Genomic DNA, 18,640 nt, shown 5'->3' on the forward strand with positions numbered 1-18,640 from the left:
TGCGGACAGCCCCGACGAACCGGTCATTGTCGCGGCGGTGACAAAACGGGGGGATTTGCCCTCGCGACCTGTAAATATTAACATATACAGGTCGGGCCACAATAACGCAGCCTTATTATAGGCAAAGAATAGAGTCCTTGAGTTATCTCATTCGAGGATGTCGGCGGAAGAAATCACCGAGACCAGTTCGGCTTGTCGGTGAACCCCAACCTTGACCATGGCCGAGGCCATCTGGACGCGCAGGGTGTTGATGCTGACCTTGCGCTCGGCGGCGATCTCGGCCGGCTCGCGGCCCTGGGCCACGCGTGAGACGATCTCGGCCTCGGCCGGCGAGAAGTTGAACATCATCCGCGCACGCTCGGCGATGCGGGCCGAGGCTCGGCCGACCTCGCGGACCGTGACCAGGGCGCAGCGGAAGCCGCTGTCGTCGGTGCTGAACGGCTCGACCAGCACGACCAGCGGCTTCTGGCTCCGCGAGCGGTGGATCAGCATGGCGCCGGACCGGCCCTGGCGCACGGCCGCAGCGATGCGGTTGTGCAGGGCCTCGGACTCGAAGCCGTTCTCGGCGGTCAGCAGCCCGCCCTTCTCGGACAGGCCGTCGCCATGGACGACGTAGCTCCAGGCCAGGTCGTTGGCCGCGTAGACGCAGCCTTCGCTGTCGGAGACGATCACTCCGAAATTCAGCAGGTTGAGGATGGCGTTGGCGACGTGCGGTTCGAACACGCCGCGTTCGACTTCCGAATCCACCACCTCGATCATCTTGATCAGTCCCATGTGCGACGCCCCGTGTGGTCGCCTCTCGGGCCTCGAAGACAAGATCTGTTCTGAAAACTGCAATGCATCCGTTGATTGTGCTTGCGGAAATTCAAAAACAGATTTGTTTAATTTCGACCCCGAAGGCTTGTGTAATTGATTTGATATTATTTCTCGGGGTGTCGCATACCCTGCCTTGGGTAGTCAAAAAGACTATGTGCGGAAGACAACGCTATCAAAGCAGGGCGCGTCTCCGGGTTTTCTCCTGGCGGGCGATATCTCTGTAAATGCAGTGAAATGCAGTTTCACTACTTTCAGAGTTGAAGGTGGACCAGGCGGTGGCTAACGGCCAGCAGGCCGGAGTCCACGCCGACCTGCAGGGCGCCGACCGCGATGGCCACGCCGTAGGGCACGCCTGCCCGGGTCCGGATCCAGCCGGGCATGGCCACGGCGTAGGGGCGGGCGACCAGGGCGACCAGGGCCAGGGCCCCGCCGGCGATCGCGGTGGCGATGGTCAGCAGCAGCAGGTTCTCCATGCCGGCGAACAGGGCGGCGACCGCCATCAGCTTGACGTCGCCGGCTCCGACCAGGCGGCGTGCGAACATCGGCACGCCGGCCAGCATGACCAGGCCGAAGGCCATCAGGCTGGAGAGCCAGCCGGGCGCCGGCCAGAACAGGAACTGCGCCGTCAGGAACAGGGCCAGCAGGGCGGCGGGGATCCAGTTGGGGATCTTGCGGCTCCACATGTCCCACAACGCCGCGACCACGAAGAAGCCGGCATAGGCGATCGAACCAGCCAGGCGGACGAAGTCGATTTCCATCCCAGGTCTCCTGGCTATGTCTCAGGACCCGCCGCCGGGAAGCGGCGCGACGTCGTCGGGCGGTCCGCCGGCCAAGGGAGCGGCCAGCGGGGGCGCTGGCGCCGGCGGCTGCGCGGCGGCCTGCAGCACGCCCGGCGCGACCTCGCGGCCTTGCAGCCTGGCGGAATAGGCGATGTTGCTGAGCACGATGCGAGAGCTCGGATCGACCGCCAGCGCCCGTTCGTAGTAGCGGGCGCTGAGGTCGAAGCGGCCCAGCTTGTCGTAGACCACGCCCTGGGCGTTCAGCACCCGCACGTCCCTAGGCGCGCGTTCGGCGGCCAGCTGCAGCAGCTCCAGCGCCAGGGCGTAGTCGCGGGCGTTGATGGCCTCGGCGGCGCGGCCGTACAGGCGATCGACCGCCGCGGCGGGATCGGGCGCGGGCAGGGCGGCCAGGGCGCGGATTTCCAGCGGCGGCTGGCGGTGCGGCGAGACCAGGGCGGCCAGGCGCGACAGCGTCGCGCAGCCGGAAAGCGGGATCAGCAGCAGGGCGATCAGCAAGCGTCGCATCTCGGCTTCTCCTCTAGTGCCGCTTTAGGGCGGGCATCAGGTTGTGGACGACGTCGAGACCCGCCGGCAGCAGCAGGGCGGTGATGATCACCGGCAGGATGCAGGCCACCAGCGGCAGGGTCAGCAACACGGGGATGCGCATCGCCTTCTCCTCGCCGCGCAGGAACCGCCGCTCGCGCAGCTCGCCCGAATAGGAGCGCAGGGTCTGGGTGATGCTGGCCCCCAGGCTGTCGGTCTGGATCATCAGGGCGGCGAAGGCGCGCAGGGCGTCGACATTGACCCGGTCGGCCATTCGCCGCAGGGCGTCGGCGCGGCTGCGCCCGGCTCGCAGCTCCTGCGATACGCGCCCGAACTCGCCCGAGATCTCCGGGTGCGAGGGCGCGATTTCCTGGCTGACGCGGATGAAGGCCGCGTCCACGCCCAGGCCCGCCTCGACGCAGACCACCATCAGGTCCAGGGCGTCGGGGAACTGGTTTTCCAGCCGCTCGCGGCGGCCCACGGCGCGCAGGTCGACGAAGATCGCCGGAACCACCAGGCCCAGGCCGCACAGCAGCAGCGCCCCGGCGATCACCGGCAGGCCGACGACGGGATTGGGCGACAGCTTCTGGGCGATCAGCAGGGCGGCGGGCAGGCCCACGGCCCCGACCACCCGGGCCAGGAAGTAGAGCGGCACGGCCGAGGGGGAGTCGAAACCGGCCTCGGCCAGGGTCTTGGCCAGGCGCGAGCGCTTCTTCTCGTCGCCGCTCGCGGTCCTGGACTGCAGCCAGCCCAGCCACGAGGCCTTGGGCTTGGTGTCCTTGAGCAGGCCCGCGCCCGGGCCGGCGGTCATGGTCGCGCCGCTGACGGCCCGCTCGCGCATGCGCCGCCGCAGGGCCGAGCCGGCCTCGACCTGGCGGAAGGCCAGCAGGGCCATGACGGCGACGGCCAGGAAGACCCCCAATTGCAGACCGATGGAGAAGAGAGCGTCCATGGCGCGGCCTCAGTATTTGAAGTTGACGATCCGGCGGATCATCAGCTGGCCGATGAAGTAGAGGCCGATCACGCCGGCCACGACGGGCCAGAAGGCGGGATCGGAGAACTTGTTGGTGTAGAATTCCGGCCGGAACACGCTGACCACGCCGACGCAGAACACCGGCAGCAGGCTGAGGATCAGGGCCGACATCCGGCCTTCGCTGGCCAGGGCCCGGATCCGTTTGGCCAGCGAGGCGCGACCCCGGATCACGGTGGCCAGGCCCGCCAGGATCTCGGCCAGGTTGCCGCCGGTCTCGCTCTGGATGGCGATGCTGACCGAGAAGAAGGCCACGTCGGGCGAGCCGGTGCGGCGGGCGAGGTTGGCCAGGGCGTCGCGGAACTCCACGCCGTAGGTCGTCTCGTCCAGCACCAGGCCGAACTCGCTGCCGATCGGGTCGGGCATCTCCTGGGTCACCAGGCCGACGGCCGAGATCACCGGATGGCCGGCGCGCAGGGCGCGGATCATGACGTCCAGCGACAGGGGCAGCTGTTCTTCGAGCTTGGCCAGGCGCGTGGCGTGGCGGTTGATGATCCACATGGCCGCGACGGCCACGCTGATCGCCGCCGCGCCGATCGCCGTCACCAGCACCTGCGAGACCGGCGTCTCCACCGGCTGGCCGCGCAGGAACACGAGGGCCAGCAGCCACAGGCCGCCGGCGACCGCCGCCGTCACGCCCAGCACCTGCAACGGCCCGGCGGTGATCCCCGCCTGGCGCAGATAGAGCACGGCCTTGCCGTAGAGCGCGCCGAACGAGGAGCGGTCGATCCAGCTGCCGCGCGGATCGCGCACCAGAGCCTCGTAGACCTTGTCCTGGCTCATGCCGCCGGCCATCAGCGTCAGGCGGCGATTGACCCTCTGGGTATGTTCGCGGGCCGACAGCAGCAGGTCGAAGATGGTCTGGCCGGCCAGCACGGCGGCCACGAAGGCCAGCACCAGCGCCATCGGAAAGAGCAGGTTGTCCATGGCGTCACCCCGAGATCCGGCCAGGCGAGAACAGGTTCGACGGCAGCTCCACGCCGCGGGCGTGCAGCACCTCCATGAACCGCGGCCGCACGCCGGTGGCCTCGTAGGCGCCGGCGACCTTGCCGTCGATCGTCCGTCCCGCGCGGCGGAAGCGGAAGATCTCCTGCATGCAGATGACGTCCTCCTCCATGCCGGTGATTTCCGAGACCGACACGATGCGGCGGGCGCCGTCCTCCATCCGCTCGGCCTGCACCACCACGTGGATGGCCGAGGCGATCTGGCCGCGCACCGAGCGGGCGGGGATGTCGAGCCCGGCCATGCCGACCATCTGCTCGACCCGCGAAAGGGCGTCGCGCGGGGTGTTGGCGTGCACCGTGGTCATCGAGCCGTCGTGGCCGGTGTTCATGGCCTGCAGCATGTCGAAGGCCTCGCCCGAGCGGACTTCGCCGACGATGATGCGGTCGGGCCGCATGCGCAGGGCGTTGCGCACGAGCTCGCGCTGCTGGATCTCGCCCTGGCCCTCGATGTTGGCGGGGCGGGTCTCCAGCCGGCCGACATGCGACTGCTGGAGCTGCAGCTCGGCGGAGTCCTCGATGGTGATGATCCGCTCGTGGTCGTCGATATAGGCCGACATGGCGTTGAGCAGGGTGGTCTTGCCCGAGCCGGTGCCGCCCGAGATCAGCACGTTGCGCCGGGCCTTAACGACCGCCTCCAGCACCAGGGCCATCTCGCTGGTGATGCTGCCCAGTTCGACCAAGCGGGACATGGCCAGGGGCACGCGCGAGAACTTGCGGATCGAGACCAGCGGTCCGTCCACGGCCAGCGGCGGAATGATGGCGTTGACGCGGCTGCCGTCGGCCAGGCGGGCGTCGACCATCGGCTGGCTCTCGTCGATGCGCCGGCCCACGGCCGCGACGATCTTGTTGATGATCCGCACCAGGTGGCGGGTATCCTGGAAGCGCACATTGGTGCGGTGCAGGCGCCCCAACCGCTCCACATAGACCGTCTCGTGGGTGTTGATCAGGATGTCGGTGACGGTGTCGTCCTTAAGGAGGGGCTCGAGCGGGCCCAGGCCCAGCAACTCGTCCAGGATCTCGTCGACCAGCTGGTCGGTCTGGGCCGGAGTCAGCAGGCGTTTTTCGTCGGCCAGCAGGCCGCTGACCGCGCCGCGGATCTCCTGACGCAGGGTCTCGCGCGGGGTGCGGTCCAGCAGGCTGAGGTTTAGCAGGTCGATCAGCCGCTGGTGCAGCCGCACCTTCAGGCCAAGGGCGTCGTCGATCGGCGGGGCCTGGGCGTAGTCGGCGGCCGCCGCCTGGGTCTCGACGCGGCGGGTTTCCTCGCTCCACAGCATGGCGATCACCGTCCGGCCTGGGCGACGGCGAGCCTTTGCGCCGGCGCGAGAGTTTCGGTCAGGCGGCCGATCGCCGCCTCCAGCTTGCTGCCCCGGCGCACCGCGCCCAGGGCCACGCCCTGGTCGATGGCCTGGTGCATCAGCTTGCGATCCTCGGGGATCACGAGGTCGAAGTTCCGCCCGATGGCCTGCTCGGCCGCCTTCAGCGAGAGGCCGCTGGCGCTGTCGGGTTCGACCTGGTTGCACACCAGGGTCAGGGGCACGTCATCCAGCCGCTGGGCGGCCAGCATGTGCAGTTGCCGCCGCACCAGATGCACGTGAGGCACCGAAAGACGGGTGACCAGCACGATCCGCTGCGACTGGCGCAGCAGGCGGTTGGTCCAGGCCGTCCAGACGGTGGGCAGGTCGACGAGCGTCGTTTCGAAGTCACGGCGCAGGGCGGCCATGAGGCCATCGACCAGGGCCGGGCTCAGGGCTTCGACCGGCATCATCTCCTGGGGCGCGCCCAGCACGGCCGCGCCGCTGCGATGGGCGGGCAGGGACGAGGCGAACGGCATCTCCTCGACCGCGCCGCCGGCGGCCAGCACCTGGCTGATCGTCACCGCGTCGCCGACGTCGAGATAGAGGGCCGCCGCGCCCATCTGCACGTCCAGGTCGGCCAGGCAGACGCCGCCGCCCCCGCGCCCCGCCAGCATCACCGCCGCCTGGGCTGCCAGCGAAGTCGCGCCGACCCCGCCGCCGGCCTTCAGCAGGCTGATGATTTCGCCGCTGCGCTTGTGGGCCCGGCCGGTGTCGAGCCGGCAGAAGATCCGCTCCAGGGCGATGGCCAGGGTCGTGTCGCTGACCGGGGCCGGCAGCACGTCGGCGGCGCCCTGGTGCAGCAGTCGACGGGTGGCGTCGATCTCGGCGCCGCGCATGGCGACCAGCACCTCGATGCGGCCGGCGCTGGCGGCGATGCGCTGGGTCATCCGCTCGACCTCGGCCGGATCGGCGCCGTCCAGTCCGACGATCAGCAGGTCGAAGGTGTGGGCCGCGCGCTCGGGCCAGGCGCCCTCGAGCAGCCGGAAGGTCACGGCCGGGAACATCGCCGACAGCATGGCCACCGGCGGATCGGCGCCCAGGCCCGCCCCGCACAACCCCACGCGCCAGGCGGTGGGGCGCTCGGGGGCGGCTAGCGGCGGGGTGGTCTTCGGACGGCCGAAGTGGAGCAGGCTCATGACAGGCTCTCTCCGCTGAGTGTCGACGTCATGGTGGGAAGGGTGAAGGGCGCGACGCCGAAGATCTGCAGGGCGGCGCTCTGGAAGGTCAGGCCGGTCACGCTGACGCTGACCAGTGGCTCCATGTCCGGGGCGTAGGGGTTGCCCACCTTGCCGATGCCGACATGGCGATAGACGATCGTGACCTTGGCGGCCGTGATCTCCGGATCGTAGTGCTGCATCTTGGTCACGACGGCGGCGAAGGTGGTGTTGTCGAAGCCCGCCGAGCCGCCGCTGCCTTGCGTCTGGGTGCAGGTCGAGCTCGAGCCGGCGCAGCTGAAGGCCATGTCCGGCACGGTCCCGCCGCCGCCATAGGTGGCCGTGCCGTCGTAGGTGGCCATGTAGGTCGAGACGATCGGGCTGACCACGGCCAGGCGCGCGCCCTCGCGGGTGGCGGTCTTGGCGGTGTTGATGGTCCAGCCCAGTCGGCCCATGTCGATCACCGCCAGCAGCATCGAGACGAAGGCGAAGCAGACAAGGCCGAACTCGGCGGCCGTCGAGGCGTCGTTGTCGCGGGCCAGGCGCCCGAGGAGGGGGGGAAGGCGGGTCATTCGGTCCACGCCTGCTGGGCGCTGACCGTGAACGAGGTCAGCGTGACGCCCGTCAGCGGGCCGAAGGATTCGATGTAGGGCGGGGTCGCGGAAACCTGCACGCGGGGCACCGAGGTCATGCCGTCGTAGCGGCCCGAATAGGTTCCGCCGGCGTTGCTGACGCACGAGACGGTGACCGTCACGGTGGCGTTGCTGGTCCAGGTGGCGATCAGGGGCGAGCCCGAGCCGTCCGCCGTACCGGTGCGGGTCACGTTCTGCACCTTGGTGGTGTCGCCGGCGTTGGTCAGGCCGCCGCAGCTCATCGGCAGGCGGGCGGCGTAGCGGGCCGCGTCGCGCACCGACGAGACGGCGATGTGGTAGTTCCAGAACAGCCGCCCCGCGCCGACGAAGGCGAAGCTCAGCAGCACCATGAACGGCAGCACCAGGGCGAACTCGACCGCCGCCGAGCCGCTGCGCCCGGCCAGAAGCCGGCGGAAAAGGGCGGGGCGGCTAGTCATAGAGGCGCACCGAATAGAGCGTGGTCTCGGCGCCTACCGCCGAGGTGTCCGTGGTCGCGCCGATCACCTCGCCGTAGATCGAATTGCTGACGGCCGGGCCGATCAGGAACAGGTCGACATAGGCGATGACGTGCACCGTCGAGCTGCCGTGCACGTTGTCGGCGTTGCAGTTGACCACCACGGCCGAGATCGTCCGCCGGTCTGGCGAGACCTGGGCCCCGGTCTTGTTGCACTGGGGCGCGGCGTAGTCGTGCGAGCCGCTGGTCGCGGTCTGGCTGTCGGAGAAGGCGCCGGCGGGCTTGGAGATCGTCCCGCTCAGCATGGCCAGCTCCCACTTGTAGACCTGGTAGCGGGTGGGGCTGGTGGCGCCGGTCACCGGGGCTGGGCCGTAGGCCGCCCAACCGGTTCCGGTCGAGCCGGCCGGAACCTGCGGGGTGTAGGTGGTCGGGTTGATGCCCGAGTGGTTGGTGGCGAAGTACTGGGCGACGTTCCACACGCCGCTGCCGACCACGCTCGACTGGTTGCAGTCGCGAGGGAAGCCCATGCCCGTGCTCACCGCGGCGCTGCTGGAGCAGCTGTTGCTCGGCACGGAGACGCTGGGCGTGCAGGCGCTGTTGCCGGCGTTGGTCTTGGCGCCGACCATGGTGTTCATCGCCGGCAGGTACAGCGGGTCGCTCTTCAACCCGCTGGCCGAGGACTTGTAGATGTCGAAGCGGACGTTGAAGTAGTCGTCGGCCGAGGCGATGTTGCCGGTCTGGGTCTGCACCGTGGTGCCGAAGCACTCGGTCAGGGGCGGATTGCGGCCCATGGCGTTCTTGACGTCGGCGGCGCCCGAGCCGACCGACAGGAAGCCGAAGTTCCCCGGTCCCCAGGCGCCGTTGCCGCCGGGTGGCGGGGTCAGGACGAAGTTCTTGCCGATGTAGTTGTCGCCGTCGAACACCAGGCTCGTGCTTTCGTTCGGATTGCAGATCATCAGCGGCGGCGACTTGCAGAGCGCCGTGCCGTAGCCGGCCACCGCCCGGGCCGTGGCGTTGAAGCCGGCCGCGCCGGTCAGCGCCCCGAACACCAGGCCCCGCGCCCTGGGCGCCAGGTTGATGCGGATGAACTTGGCGGTGGCGTCGGTGGTCGCCGTGACGTCCGGATCCCGGCTGGACAGGAAGGTGATGTCGCTGGCGGCGACGGCGACGTTGCTCTCATAGGTGTCGCCCAGGGCCTGGCGGTTGCTGACCAGGCTGCCCATGGCCGCCGTCTGGGCCCGGCCCATGGCGCCGCTCGTTCCGTCCAACTGGCTGGCGCCGGCCAGGGCGGCGGCGTCGACGGCGTTCTCCAGTTCCGCCCGCAGGGCCAGGGCGCGGCTGACGTCGAAGGCCAGGCCCCCGATCGCCACCAGCCCGATCAGCGCCACGCCGGTCAGGGTGGCCACCGTGCCCGAACGGTCCTGGACAAAACGCCGGAAGAGGGAAGAAGCGCGCGACATGGTCAGTTGGCCGGACTCTTGGCCGCTCCCTTGTTGTCGATGCTGGAAGTGTTGGCCTGGACAGGCTGGATCACCTGGTTCTTGCCGTAGCGGGTGGCCGCCAGGGTCGCGCGGACCCCGTCGCCGCCGGGCTGCAGCACGCCCTCGTAGCGGGCCTCCGGATCGGCGATCTGGGCGGTGAGGTTGGACCGCAGGGCGACGCCGAAGTCGGGCGACAGGTCCTTGCGGGCGTCGGTGCAGCCGGCGAGGGCGGCCCCGGAAGCGGCGAGCGACGCGGCGGCGAGCAGGATCCTATTGAAGGACATGGCCTTGAGGCGCATCGGCCCCTCCCTTGGACGTGGACGGCTGCTGGCTCGACTGGGTCTTGCCCAGCAGGAACAGCTCGGTGTCGGACGGCGGCACGAAGCGGTCGGCGGGCGTGGCCTGCCGGGCCCGCGTGGGCCGCACGAGATGCGGCGTGACCAGGATCACCAGTTCGGTCTGGTTGCGCTGGTAGCTGGTCGAGCGGAACAGGGAGCCCAGGATCGGCAGGTCGCCCAGCATCGGGAACTGGCGGATCTGGTCCTGGTAGTCGTCGCGGATCAGGCCCGCGATCGTGAAGGACTCGCCGTCGCGCAGCTCGACCGTGGTCTTGGCCCGCCGCACCTTGATGCCGGGGATCCGCAGGCCGTTGCTGACGAACGACGCGTTGGGGTCGATGCTCGAGACCTCGGGATTGACCACCAGGTTCACCAGCCCGTCCTGCAGGACGGTGGGGGTGAAGGCCAGGCCGATGCCGAACTGCTTGAACTCGACCGTGATCGTCGTCTGGCCGCCGCTCTGGTTCTGGGCCACGGGGACGGGGAACTCGCCGCCGGCCAGGAAGTTGGCGGTGTCGCCCGACATGGCCGTCAGGTTCGGCTCGGCCAGGGTCTTGACCAGGCCCTTGGTCTCCAGGGCGTCGAACAGCACGTCCAGATCAACGTCGCCGGCCCGCAGCGGGAACTTCAGCAAGCCGAAGGTGTCGGTCAGGGTGGTGGCCACCCCGGTGTCGCCGGTGCCGATGACGAAGTTGTGGTAGTTCGGCGAGGCCGGGTTGGCGGTGTTCATGTTCAGCCGCAGGGCCTTGGCCGTGGCGCGCTCCATCTCGACGATGCGCACCGACAGCGTGACCTGCTGGCTGCCCTGCACCGACAGCATGTTGACCACCTGGCCGGGCGCGTAGCTCTCGGCCAGGGCAGCGGCCCGGCCGGCGACCGCGCCGCTGCTGGCCGTGCCCGATAGCACGATCGACTGGTTGCCCGAGGCGACCTTCAGGCCGTCCTCGTCGGGCAGGGCCTCGCGCATCCGCTGGCGCAGGGTCTCGACGTCTGCGCCGACCACCACGTTGGCGGCGGCCACCAGCCGGCGGCCCGGGCCGTAGGCGGTCAGGGTGGTGCCGCCCAGCTTCTTGCCGACCACATAGACCGAGCGCGAGGTGAGGGGCAGAACGTCGGCGGTGTCGGGGTTGCCGATCATGATGTCCGTGTACGGAGCGGGCAGCTCCAGCACCTGGGCCTTGCCCACGGCGACATTGACCTCGACCTTGCGGACGGCGGCGTCGGAGAGGGCGGCGGGCTGGGCTTTGGCGGATTGGGGGGCGGTGGTCGGTAGGGCGACCGCCATCAGCGGCAATAGTCCGGCCGCCGCGGCCAGCAGCGTGTGTTTCAGGGTCATGTGAGCGGATCCTGCGCCGCGCGCCGTCCTGGCGCCGCGGCTGGAGGGATGAGGAGCGGGCGTGGCCATGGTCTAGAGCCCCACCCGATAGCCGGTGGTCTCGACGCCGCGCGTCACGCGGACCTCGGTCGACATCGGCGGCATGGTCGTCGTCGCGGGACGGCGGACGGGCGGGCGGCGCGGCGCCGAGGCCCGCACCGGCCCGGCCGCGGCCGGGCTGGAGACGGGCGTCGGACCCATGCCGCGCGACAGGTCGGCCAGGGTCATGGTCCGGCGGCCCAGCGGCGACTGGTCGGAGATCTGGCGCAGGGCCAGCGACAGCGCGCCCACGGCCTGGGCCAGGGTGATGGCCTGGGCCTGGTCGGGGGTGACCTCCACCGTGATCGCCTTGACCACCACGGGCTTGTCGGCGCTCTGGTCGTCGGATTGATCGACGCCCACGACCCGCACGTTCTCGGCCAGCACCTGGGTCAGGCTGGTCTCGGGCTGGTTGTTGTCCTGGCTGCGGGTCAGCATGACGTCCACCCGGTCGCCGGGCAGCACGAAGCCGCCGACACCGGCCACGTCGTTGGCGCGCAGCGACACCGCCCGCATGCCTTCGCCCAGCGAGCTGGCGAGGTTGGAGCGTCCGCCCGCGCCGGAGACCCGGTCGGCCAGGATCGGCTCGTTGGCGGCGATGTCCTTCAGCGCGATGCGGGCGCCGCCGGGACCGGAAGCGGCCTCCGGAATGGTGCGGAACGCGCCCTGCGGCACGGCGTCGGCCGGATAGTGCGCGACCTTCAGCACCGCGCCCTGAAGCTTGAAGCCCCTGGCGAGGGGTTGCGAGGCGACGACGACGGGCGTCGAGCCGGTTTCCTTGACGGCCGGCGCGTCATCGCGCCCGGCGCTCATGTAGACCCGTGCGGCGAGCACGGCGCCCAGGCCCAGCACCGCGGCTGCGCCCAGCGATATGATGGTCTTGGTCTGCATCGTTCGACCCCCTCCCCACGTCGACGGCGGGCCTGTCCTAGCCCTTCGTCATGGGTCGGCGACGCGGCTTGCCGCCCGCGTCGCCGACGACTTGGTTCAGCAGTTGGCGGCCGACGGATTGGCCACGCAGGTGGCGGCGTCGGTGATGGCGGTGCCGATGTTGGTGCCCAGCAGCACGGCCGCCACGGCGATGGCGCTGCCGATGATCGCCAGGATGAGGGCGTATTCCGCGGCGGCGGCGCCGTCTTCCTCCAAGATCAGTTTGCGCAGAGTATTCATTCTCAATTCCTCCTCTTAATGTCCTGCCCGAGCTTCTATTGTTACGGGCGAAGAAGAGGTTTCCCCCTTCGGAGGGAATTAAGATCTTAATGGATTGGTAAGTAAATACATCGATCGGCCTAATTAAAACGCGCTACGGTTTCCTGGGTCGCATATGTGATGCGCACTATTTTGCAGTACTGGAGGGGTAATGGTCGCGTCTCGGGTGAATACATCTTTGCGTGTGTAGTTGCTCGCGGCGTCGCAGGGTTGTCGGAGAGCCGGCTTCCCTGGACGCCGCGACCGGACGTCAGGCGTCGTGAGCCCTCGTCGGACGGGCCAACCGCGCGGCCAGGCTCGGCAGGGCCACCAGCGTCAGCAGGGTGGCGACGGCCAAGCCGCCGATCACCGCCGTGGCCAGGGGCTTCTGCACCTCCGCGCCCGCGCCGTGGGCCAGGGCCATCGGCAGGAAGCCCAGCATGGCCACCAGGGCGGTGGTCAGCACCGCCCGCAGCCGCGACATCGCCCCTTCGACGGCCGCGACCGCCGGATCGAGGCCGGCCTCCAGCCGCTCGCCGATGGCCTGCAGCAGCACCAGGCCGTTTAGGGTCGAGATCCCCGACACGGCGATGAAGCCGACGGCGGCCGACACCGAGAACGGCATGCCCCGAGCCGCCAGGGCCAGAGTTCCGCCCACCAGCGCCAAAGGCGCGCAGGCGAACACCAGCGCCGCCTGCCGGGCCGAGCCCAGCGCCATCCAGAGCAGCCCGCCGATCAGCAGGGCGACAGCGGGAACCAGCAGGCCAAGCCGCGCCTCGGCCCGCTGCAGGTTCTCGAACTGCCCGCCCCAGTTGGCCCAGGTCCCAGGCGGCAGTGGGACCTCGCGACCGATCGCCGCACGGGCCTCATCGACGAAGCCGCCCAGATCGCGGCCGCGCACATTGGCCTGCACCACGATGCGGCGCTTGCCGTTCTCGCGGCTGATCTGGTTGGGGCCTTCGCCCTCCTTGAAGCGGATCACCGAGCCCAGCGGCGCGAAGCCCGCCCCGTCGTTGATCGCCAGCGGGGTCTGGGCGACCACGGCCAGGTCGTTGCGCGCGGCGTCGGGCAGGCGCACCACCACGTCGAAGCGCCGGTCGCCCTCGAACACCCTGCCGGCCTCGCGGCCGGCCAGGGCGATCTGCACGGCGTCGGCGGCGTCGGCCGCGTGCAGGCCGTATAGAGCGGCCGCCGCGCGATCGACCTCGGCGGTGATCATCGGCAGGCCCGAGACCTGCTCGACCCGCACGTCGGCCGCCCCCGGGATCTTGCCGAGCGTCGCCGCGACCTCGCCGGCCGTCCGTTCCATGGCCGCCAGGTCGTCGCCATAGATCTTCACCGCCACGTCCGAACGCACGCCCGAGATCAGCTCGTTGAACCGCATCTGGATCGGTTGGGTGATCTCGTAGGCCGAGCCGATCTGGCCGGCGGCCGCCTGCTCGATCTTCTCGACCACCTCGGCTTTCTTCAGGCCGCGGTCGGGCCAGTCGCGCGTCGGTTTCAGCACCACGAAGGTGTCGCTGATCGACGGCGGCATTGGGTCGGTCGAGATCTCGGCCGTGCCGGTCTTGGAGAACACGAAGGCCACCTCGGGAACCTTCAGCAGCGCCTTCTCCAGCCGTCCCTGCATCTCGATAGACTGCTCGAGCGAGGCGCTGGGCGTGCGCAGGGCCTGAACCAGCACATCCTTCTCATCCAGAGTGGGCATGAACTCCCGTCCCAGCGACAGGAAGGTCAGCAGCCCGACCAGCACCGCGCCGGCCGCGCCGAGGCCGACCACCAGCGGCCGATCGACCGCCCAGCGGGTGGCGGGCTCGACCAGCCGCCGCGCCAGGCTCTCGACCCTGGTCTCTTGGTGCGCCGTCCTGGGCGCCTTCACCAGCAACGCCGTCATCGCCGGCACGAAGGTGAAGGTCAGGACGAAGGCGCCGGCCAGGGCCAGCATCACCGTCGCCGCCATCGGCTGGAACATCTTGCCCTCGACGCCCTCCAGCGCCAGCAGCGGGGCGTAGACCAGCAGGATCACCGCCTGGCCGAAGGCGGCCGGTTTGGCCATCTTCGCGGCCGCGCCGACGGCTTCCTCCAGCCGCTCGGCCAGGGTCAGGTCACGGCCCTCCAGCGCGCGGCGGGCTCCCATGCGGGTCAGGGTGCTCTCGACCACCACCACGGCCCCGTCCACCAGCAGGCCGAAGTCCAGCGCCCCCAGGCTCATCAGGTTTCCGCTGACCCCGAAGCGGTTCATGCCGATCACGCCGACCAGGAAGGCCAGCGGGATGACCAGGGCGGTGATGATCGCCGCCCGCACATTGCCCAGCAGCAGGAACAGCACCACCACGACCAGCAGCGCGCCCTCGGCGAGGTTCCTACGCACCGTGGCGATGGTGCGGTCGACGAGGTCGGTGCGGTCCAGCACCGTCTTGACCGCCACGCCCGGCGGCAGCGAGGGCGCGATGGCCTTCAGGCGTTCGCCGACCGCCTTGGCTACCGTGCGGCTGTTCTCGCCGGCCCGCATCAGGGCCGTGCCGATCACCACCTCCTCGCCGTTCTCCTGAGCCGCGCCCAGGCGCGCGGCCTGGCCGATCTCGACCTGGGCGACGTCTGAGACGCGCACCACCAAGCCGCCCCGGCTGGTCACCGGCGCCGAGGCCAGGTCGGCCAGCGAGGTCACCCGCGCGTCGGCTCGCACCACGAAGGCCTCGCCGCCGCGCGAGACATAGCCGGCGCCGGCCACGGTGTTGGCGTGCTCCACCGCCTCGACCAGTTCGTTCAGGCCCACGCCATAGGCCGCCAGCCGCGCCGGATCCGGCCGCACGGCGTATTCCTTGACGTAGCCGCCGATGGCGTCGACCCCGGCCAGGCCCTTGGTCGTGCGCAGCTGCGGCGTCACGATCCAGTCCTGCACCGTGCGCAGATAGGTGGCCTTGTCCTTCTCACTGAACAGCCGTTCGCCCTCGGGCGTCAGGTAGCTGCCGTCGGGCTGCGGACCGGGGACGCCGGCCCTGGGCGACTTCACCGGCCGGTATTCGACGGTCCACATCATCACCTCGCCCAGGCCCGTGGTCACCGGGGCGATGGCCGGCTTGGCGTCGGCGGGGAGGTCGGCACGCACGGCCTCCAGCCGCTCGGCCACCTGCTGGCGGGCGAAATAGATGTCGACGCCTTCCTCGAAGACGGCGGTGATCTGGCTGAAGCCGTTGCGCGAGATCGAGCGGGTCTCGATCAGGCCGGGCACGCCGCCCAGGCCCGTCTCGACCGGCGTCGTCACCCGCTGCTCGATCTCCTCGGGCGACAGGGCCGGGGCGACGGTCGTCACCTGCACCTGCTTGTTGGTGATGTCGGGCGTGGCGTCGATCGGCAGCTTGAACAGCTCCACGACCCCGAACGCGGCGACGGCGAGGGTCGCGGCCACCACGGCGAAGCGGTGGCGGACCGAAAAGGCTACGAGTTTGCTCAGCATGGTTCAGTGGTCCCCATGCCCGGCTTCGCCCTTGGCCAGTTCGGCCTTCAGCACGAAGGCCCCGCGGCCGGCGACCCGCTCCCCGGCCTTCAGGCCCGACAGGATCTGGGTCAGGCCCGCGCCCGACTTGCCCACGGTCACCGGCCGGGCGCGGAAGCCCTTGGCCTCGGCGACGAACACCATCGGCGCGCCTTCCAGGGTCTGGACGGCCTCCGACGGCACGGCCGGCTGGCCTCCGCCGCCGCTTCCAGTGGCGAAGGCGGCGCTGACCGCCGCGCCCGCCGCCAGCCGGCCGCCGCGCGGCCGGGCGCGGATCACGGCCGCGCCGGTGGCGTCCTGGGCCATCGGCGCGACGCCGACGATCACGGCCTCGGTCTCGGTCCCGTCAGGGCCGAGGATCCGCAGCGGCGTTCCGACCTTCAGGGCGCCCAGCGCCTCCGCGGGCGCGTTGAACACCGCCTCGACCTGGCCGGGATCGGCGACCTCGGCCACCGCTCCGCCTTGGGCGACGAAGCCGCCCTGCGCGACCGGCAGGGCCAGCACCACGCCGGCGATCGGACTGCGGATCGTCACCAGGCCCGAAGCGCCCGGACCGCCCGAGGCGGCGCTGCGGGCGCGAGCGGCGACGGCCTGGGCCTCGGCGCGGGCGGCGGAGGCTCGCGCGGCCTCGACCTCCTGGCGGGCGGTGACGCCGGCCGCGAACAGGCGCTCCTCGCGGGCCAGGGCGGCGCGGGCGGCCTGGGCCTCGGCGGCGGCGGCGCGGGTCTCGGCGGCGAAGGCGGCGGCTTCTGCGCTGCGGATGCTCGCCAGCGGCGCGCCGGCGGCAATGGTCAGACCGGGCGCGGTCAGCACCCGCTCGACCGAGCCGCTGACCGGGGCCGCGACGGCGGCGCGGCCGCCGGGGGCGGCGACCACCCGGCCGGTCAGCCGCAGGTCGCCGACGCCCGACGGGGCGGCTGTGACGACCGCGACGCCGGCCGCTCGAGCAGCCTCGCCGGTCAGGGCCACGAAGCCTTCTTCGGCCTCGTCGTGGGTCTCTTTGGTTTCCGCCGAGCCTTCGGCTTGGGCGGCGGGGCGGTCGCCCAGGCGGGCCAGGCCGTAGCCGGCGCCGAGGGCGACGACCACGGCGGCCGTGGTGGTCAGGATGCGTGCGTCGAATTTCATGGTCAGCCTCCGAACGGAGCGCGGCCCGTCAGGCGGGCGATGTCGATCTCGGCCCGGGCCTTGGCCAGGCGGGCGTCGAGGGTGCGGATGCGGGCGGCGGCCAGGACGCGCCGGGCCGAGGACAGCTCCAGCAGCGGCAGGCGGCCGGCCTCGTAGCCGATACGGGCCAGGCGATAGGCTTCGGCGGCCGCGGTCTCGGACGCACCGGCGGCCTCCGCGCGACCGTCGGCGGCGCGGGCCTGGGCGCGGGCCGCGCGCAGGTCGGCGGCGGCGTCGAACTGCGCCTGGCGAAGCCTCGCCTGGCTGGCGGTCAGCTCGGCCTCGGCGGCGGCCCGGGCGCCGCGGTTGCGGTCGAACAGCGGCAGGGGCAGCGAGATCCCGGCCACCAGGGCCGTGGCGTCGTCGCCCGCCAGCCGGCGCAGGCCGGCCGAGACGGTCACGTCCGGAACCGACAGGCCCCGCTGCACGGCGCGTCGGGCGTCGGCCGCGTCGCGCTCGGCCCGGGCCACGGCCAGGGCCGGGGTCTCGACTTCGGCGGCGTCCAAGCGCGTCGGCCGCGCCAGCAGGCTTTCGCCGACCGCGTCATAGACGACCGAAACGCCGGCCAGGGCCGAGAGCTTGGCGAAGGCGGCGTCGGCGCTCGCCTGGGCTTCGTCGCCCTCGGCGCGGGCGGCGGCCTGTTCTGCCTGGGCCTGCAAGCCGCGCAGCTGGGCCTCGCGTCCGGCCGCCACCAGTTCGGCGACCGCGCGGGCGTCGGTTTCGGCGGCCAGCCGCTGCTCCTCGGCCTGGACGACCCGGGCCAGGGCGGCTTCCGCTTCGGCATAGGCCAGGGCGAGGTCGGCGGCGAAGTCGGAGCGTTCGGCGCTCGCTCGGGCCTCGGCGGCGCGGACGTCGGCCTGGCCGGCGGCCATCCGCGCGGCGCGCTTGCCGCCCAGCTCCAGGGTCTGGGACAGCGAGGCCGTGGTCTCGGCGAGATCCATCCCGCCATAGGGACCCGACCCCGCCAGGTTCTCGACCTCCAGGCCGAGCACGGGATTGGGCCGGACGGCGGCCTGTAGCGCCAAGCCCCGAGCCTGATCGGCGCCGGCTTGCGCGGCGGCGAGGCGAGGGGAGGCGTTGCGGGCCTGGGCCAGCAGGGCGGCGTAGGGCGGTGCGGGTTCGGCCGAGGCGGACCCGGCAGCGAGTGGGACGGCCGCGTACACGGCCGCGCCGAGCAGGACCGCGGACAGCGGCCTGCGCAGGGAAGGCGACATGGATTTCCTCTTGGGAGGTCCTAAGGGTCTGACGGTTCTCGGGCGCGCGTCGGCGCGGGCGAGGTCAGGCCCTGGGCGGTCGCATCAGGTCGAACTGCCGGTCGGCCGGCGGGGCTGCGTCCCGGTCAGGCGTCAGGCGCGCGGCGGCGTAGGCCAGCGAGGGCGCGGCCGAGGTGGCCGGCTCCGGCGCATAGGGCGCGCCGTGATGGCAGTGGCCATGCACGCAGCCGTCGAGCCGTCCATGGTCGTCGGCGTGGCCGGTATCGCTCGCGAGCAGAAAAGCGGCCGCTTCGGCGGGGGCTTCGTCGGCGCAGAGCGCGGTCTCCAGGCTCGGACCCAGCGCGAGCACGGCCAGCACCAGGGCGGCGAACACCGCCCCGAACCTGCGCCATGCTGTGAGCCCTGCACCCATGCTCGCCCTATAGCCGAGCCGGGCGCGGGCGTGAACGCGTTACAAGATCACGTCGACCGGGACAGCTCCGACGCCAGCCTACTCATATTGGGCCGGCCGCGCGCCGACCAGGATCACGCTCCAACCCTTTCCTTAGACCGCTTGGCCCTTCGTCGACCACCCGACG

At 71.1% G+C, this 18,640-nt stretch carries 18 protein-coding genes; all 18 read right to left on the reverse strand.

From position 1 onward, the window contains the following. Positions 1–147: 147 nt before the first annotated feature. Positions 148–774 carry a helix-turn-helix transcriptional regulator gene (locus tag AC07NS_RS20880; RefSeq protein ID WP_494606343.1) on the reverse strand — a complete coding sequence of 209 codons (627 nt, stop codon included), beginning with the start codon at positions 772–774 and terminating at the stop codon, positions 148–150. A gap of 293 nt (positions 775–1,067) precedes the next feature. Next, on the reverse strand, positions 1,068–1,574 hold the full coding sequence (locus AC07NS_RS20885) for an A24 family peptidase (protein ID WP_494606345.1): 507 nt from the start codon (positions 1,572–1,574) through the stop codon (positions 1,068–1,070). A 21-nt stretch (positions 1,575–1,595) separates the two neighbouring features. After that, complete coding sequence (locus AC07NS_RS20890) at positions 1,596–2,120, reverse strand: tetratricopeptide repeat protein (protein ID WP_494606347.1); 525 nt, start codon at positions 2,118–2,120, stop codon at positions 1,596–1,598. A gap of 13 nt (positions 2,121–2,133) precedes the next feature. Continuing rightward, a complete protein-coding gene (locus AC07NS_RS20895; protein WP_494606349.1) occupies positions 2,134–3,090 on the reverse strand; it encodes a type II secretion system F family protein in 957 nt (318 codons plus the stop codon). A gap of 9 nt (positions 3,091–3,099) precedes the next feature. Continuing rightward, complete coding sequence (locus tag AC07NS_RS20900) at positions 3,100–4,095, reverse strand: type II secretion system F family protein (protein ID WP_494606351.1); 996 nt, start codon at positions 4,093–4,095, stop codon at positions 3,100–3,102. Between the two features lie 4 nt (positions 4,096–4,099). Then, entirely contained in the window at positions 4,100–5,446 is a 1,347-nt protein-coding gene (locus tag AC07NS_RS20905; RefSeq protein ID WP_494606353.1) for a TadA family conjugal transfer-associated ATPase, read from the reverse strand. 5 nt (positions 5,447–5,451) lie between these two features. Beyond that, positions 5,452–6,663 (reverse strand): CpaE/TadZ family protein, encoded by a 1,212-nt coding sequence (locus AC07NS_RS20910; RefSeq protein WP_494606355.1) that lies wholly within the window; start codon positions 6,661–6,663, stop codon positions 5,452–5,454. After that, entirely contained in the window at positions 6,660–7,253 is a 594-nt protein-coding gene (locus AC07NS_RS20915) for a TadE/TadG family type IV pilus assembly protein (RefSeq protein WP_494606357.1), read from the reverse strand. The genes AC07NS_RS20910 and AC07NS_RS20915 overlap by 4 nt, the downstream gene beginning before the upstream one ends. Beyond that, the gene (locus AC07NS_RS20920; RefSeq protein ID WP_494606359.1) at positions 7,250–7,750 is read right to left on the reverse strand and encodes a TadE/TadG family type IV pilus assembly protein; all 501 of its coding nucleotides are present in this window, start codon (positions 7,748–7,750) and stop codon (positions 7,250–7,252) included. Before AC07NS_RS20920 ends, AC07NS_RS20915 begins: the two co-directional genes overlap by 4 nt. Next, on the reverse strand, positions 7,743–9,227 hold the full coding sequence (locus tag AC07NS_RS20925; RefSeq protein ID WP_494606361.1) for a TadE/TadG family type IV pilus assembly protein: 1,485 nt from the start codon (positions 9,225–9,227) through the stop codon (positions 7,743–7,745). Before AC07NS_RS20925 ends, AC07NS_RS20920 begins: the two co-directional genes overlap by 8 nt. Positions 9,228–9,229: 2 nt before the next feature. Next, the gene (locus AC07NS_RS20930; RefSeq protein WP_494606363.1) at positions 9,230–9,547 is read right to left on the reverse strand and encodes a hypothetical protein; all 318 of its coding nucleotides are present in this window, start codon (positions 9,545–9,547) and stop codon (positions 9,230–9,232) included. Next, positions 9,519–10,922, reverse strand: coding sequence for a type II and III secretion system protein family protein (locus tag AC07NS_RS20935; RefSeq protein ID WP_494606364.1), 1,404 nt, complete (start codon positions 10,920–10,922; stop codon positions 9,519–9,521). Before AC07NS_RS20935 ends, AC07NS_RS20930 begins: the two co-directional genes overlap by 29 nt. 72 nt (positions 10,923–10,994) lie before the next feature. Continuing rightward, positions 10,995–11,891 carry a Flp pilus assembly protein CpaB gene (cpaB, locus tag AC07NS_RS20940; RefSeq protein ID WP_494606366.1) on the reverse strand — a complete coding sequence of 299 codons (897 nt, stop codon included), beginning with the start codon at positions 11,889–11,891 and terminating at the stop codon, positions 10,995–10,997. 96 nt (positions 11,892–11,987) lie between these two features. After that, a complete protein-coding gene (locus AC07NS_RS20945; protein ID WP_494606368.1) occupies positions 11,988–12,170 on the reverse strand; it encodes a Flp family type IVb pilin in 183 nt (60 codons plus the stop codon). Between the two features lie 289 nt (positions 12,171–12,459). Further along, on the reverse strand, positions 12,460–15,645 hold the full coding sequence (locus tag AC07NS_RS20950) for an efflux RND transporter permease subunit (protein ID WP_494606370.1): 3,186 nt from the start codon (positions 15,643–15,645) through the stop codon (positions 12,460–12,462). A 3-nt stretch (positions 15,646–15,648) separates the two neighbouring features. Further along, on the reverse strand, positions 15,649–16,809 hold the full coding sequence (locus AC07NS_RS20955) for an efflux RND transporter periplasmic adaptor subunit (RefSeq protein ID WP_494606372.1): 1,161 nt from the start codon (positions 16,807–16,809) through the stop codon (positions 15,649–15,651). Positions 16,810–16,811: 2 nt separating this feature from the next. Next, entirely contained in the window at positions 16,812–18,062 is a 1,251-nt protein-coding gene (locus tag AC07NS_RS20960) for a TolC family protein (RefSeq protein ID WP_494606374.1), read from the reverse strand. Positions 18,063–18,126: 64 nt separating this feature from the next. Next, positions 18,127–18,474 carry a hypothetical protein gene (locus AC07NS_RS20965; RefSeq protein WP_494606376.1) on the reverse strand — a complete coding sequence of 116 codons (348 nt, stop codon included), beginning with the start codon at positions 18,472–18,474 and terminating at the stop codon, positions 18,127–18,129. Positions 18,475–18,640 lie beyond the last annotated feature (166 nt).

This window comes from Caulobacter sp. GW821-FHT10A10 (genome assembly GCF_059415745.1).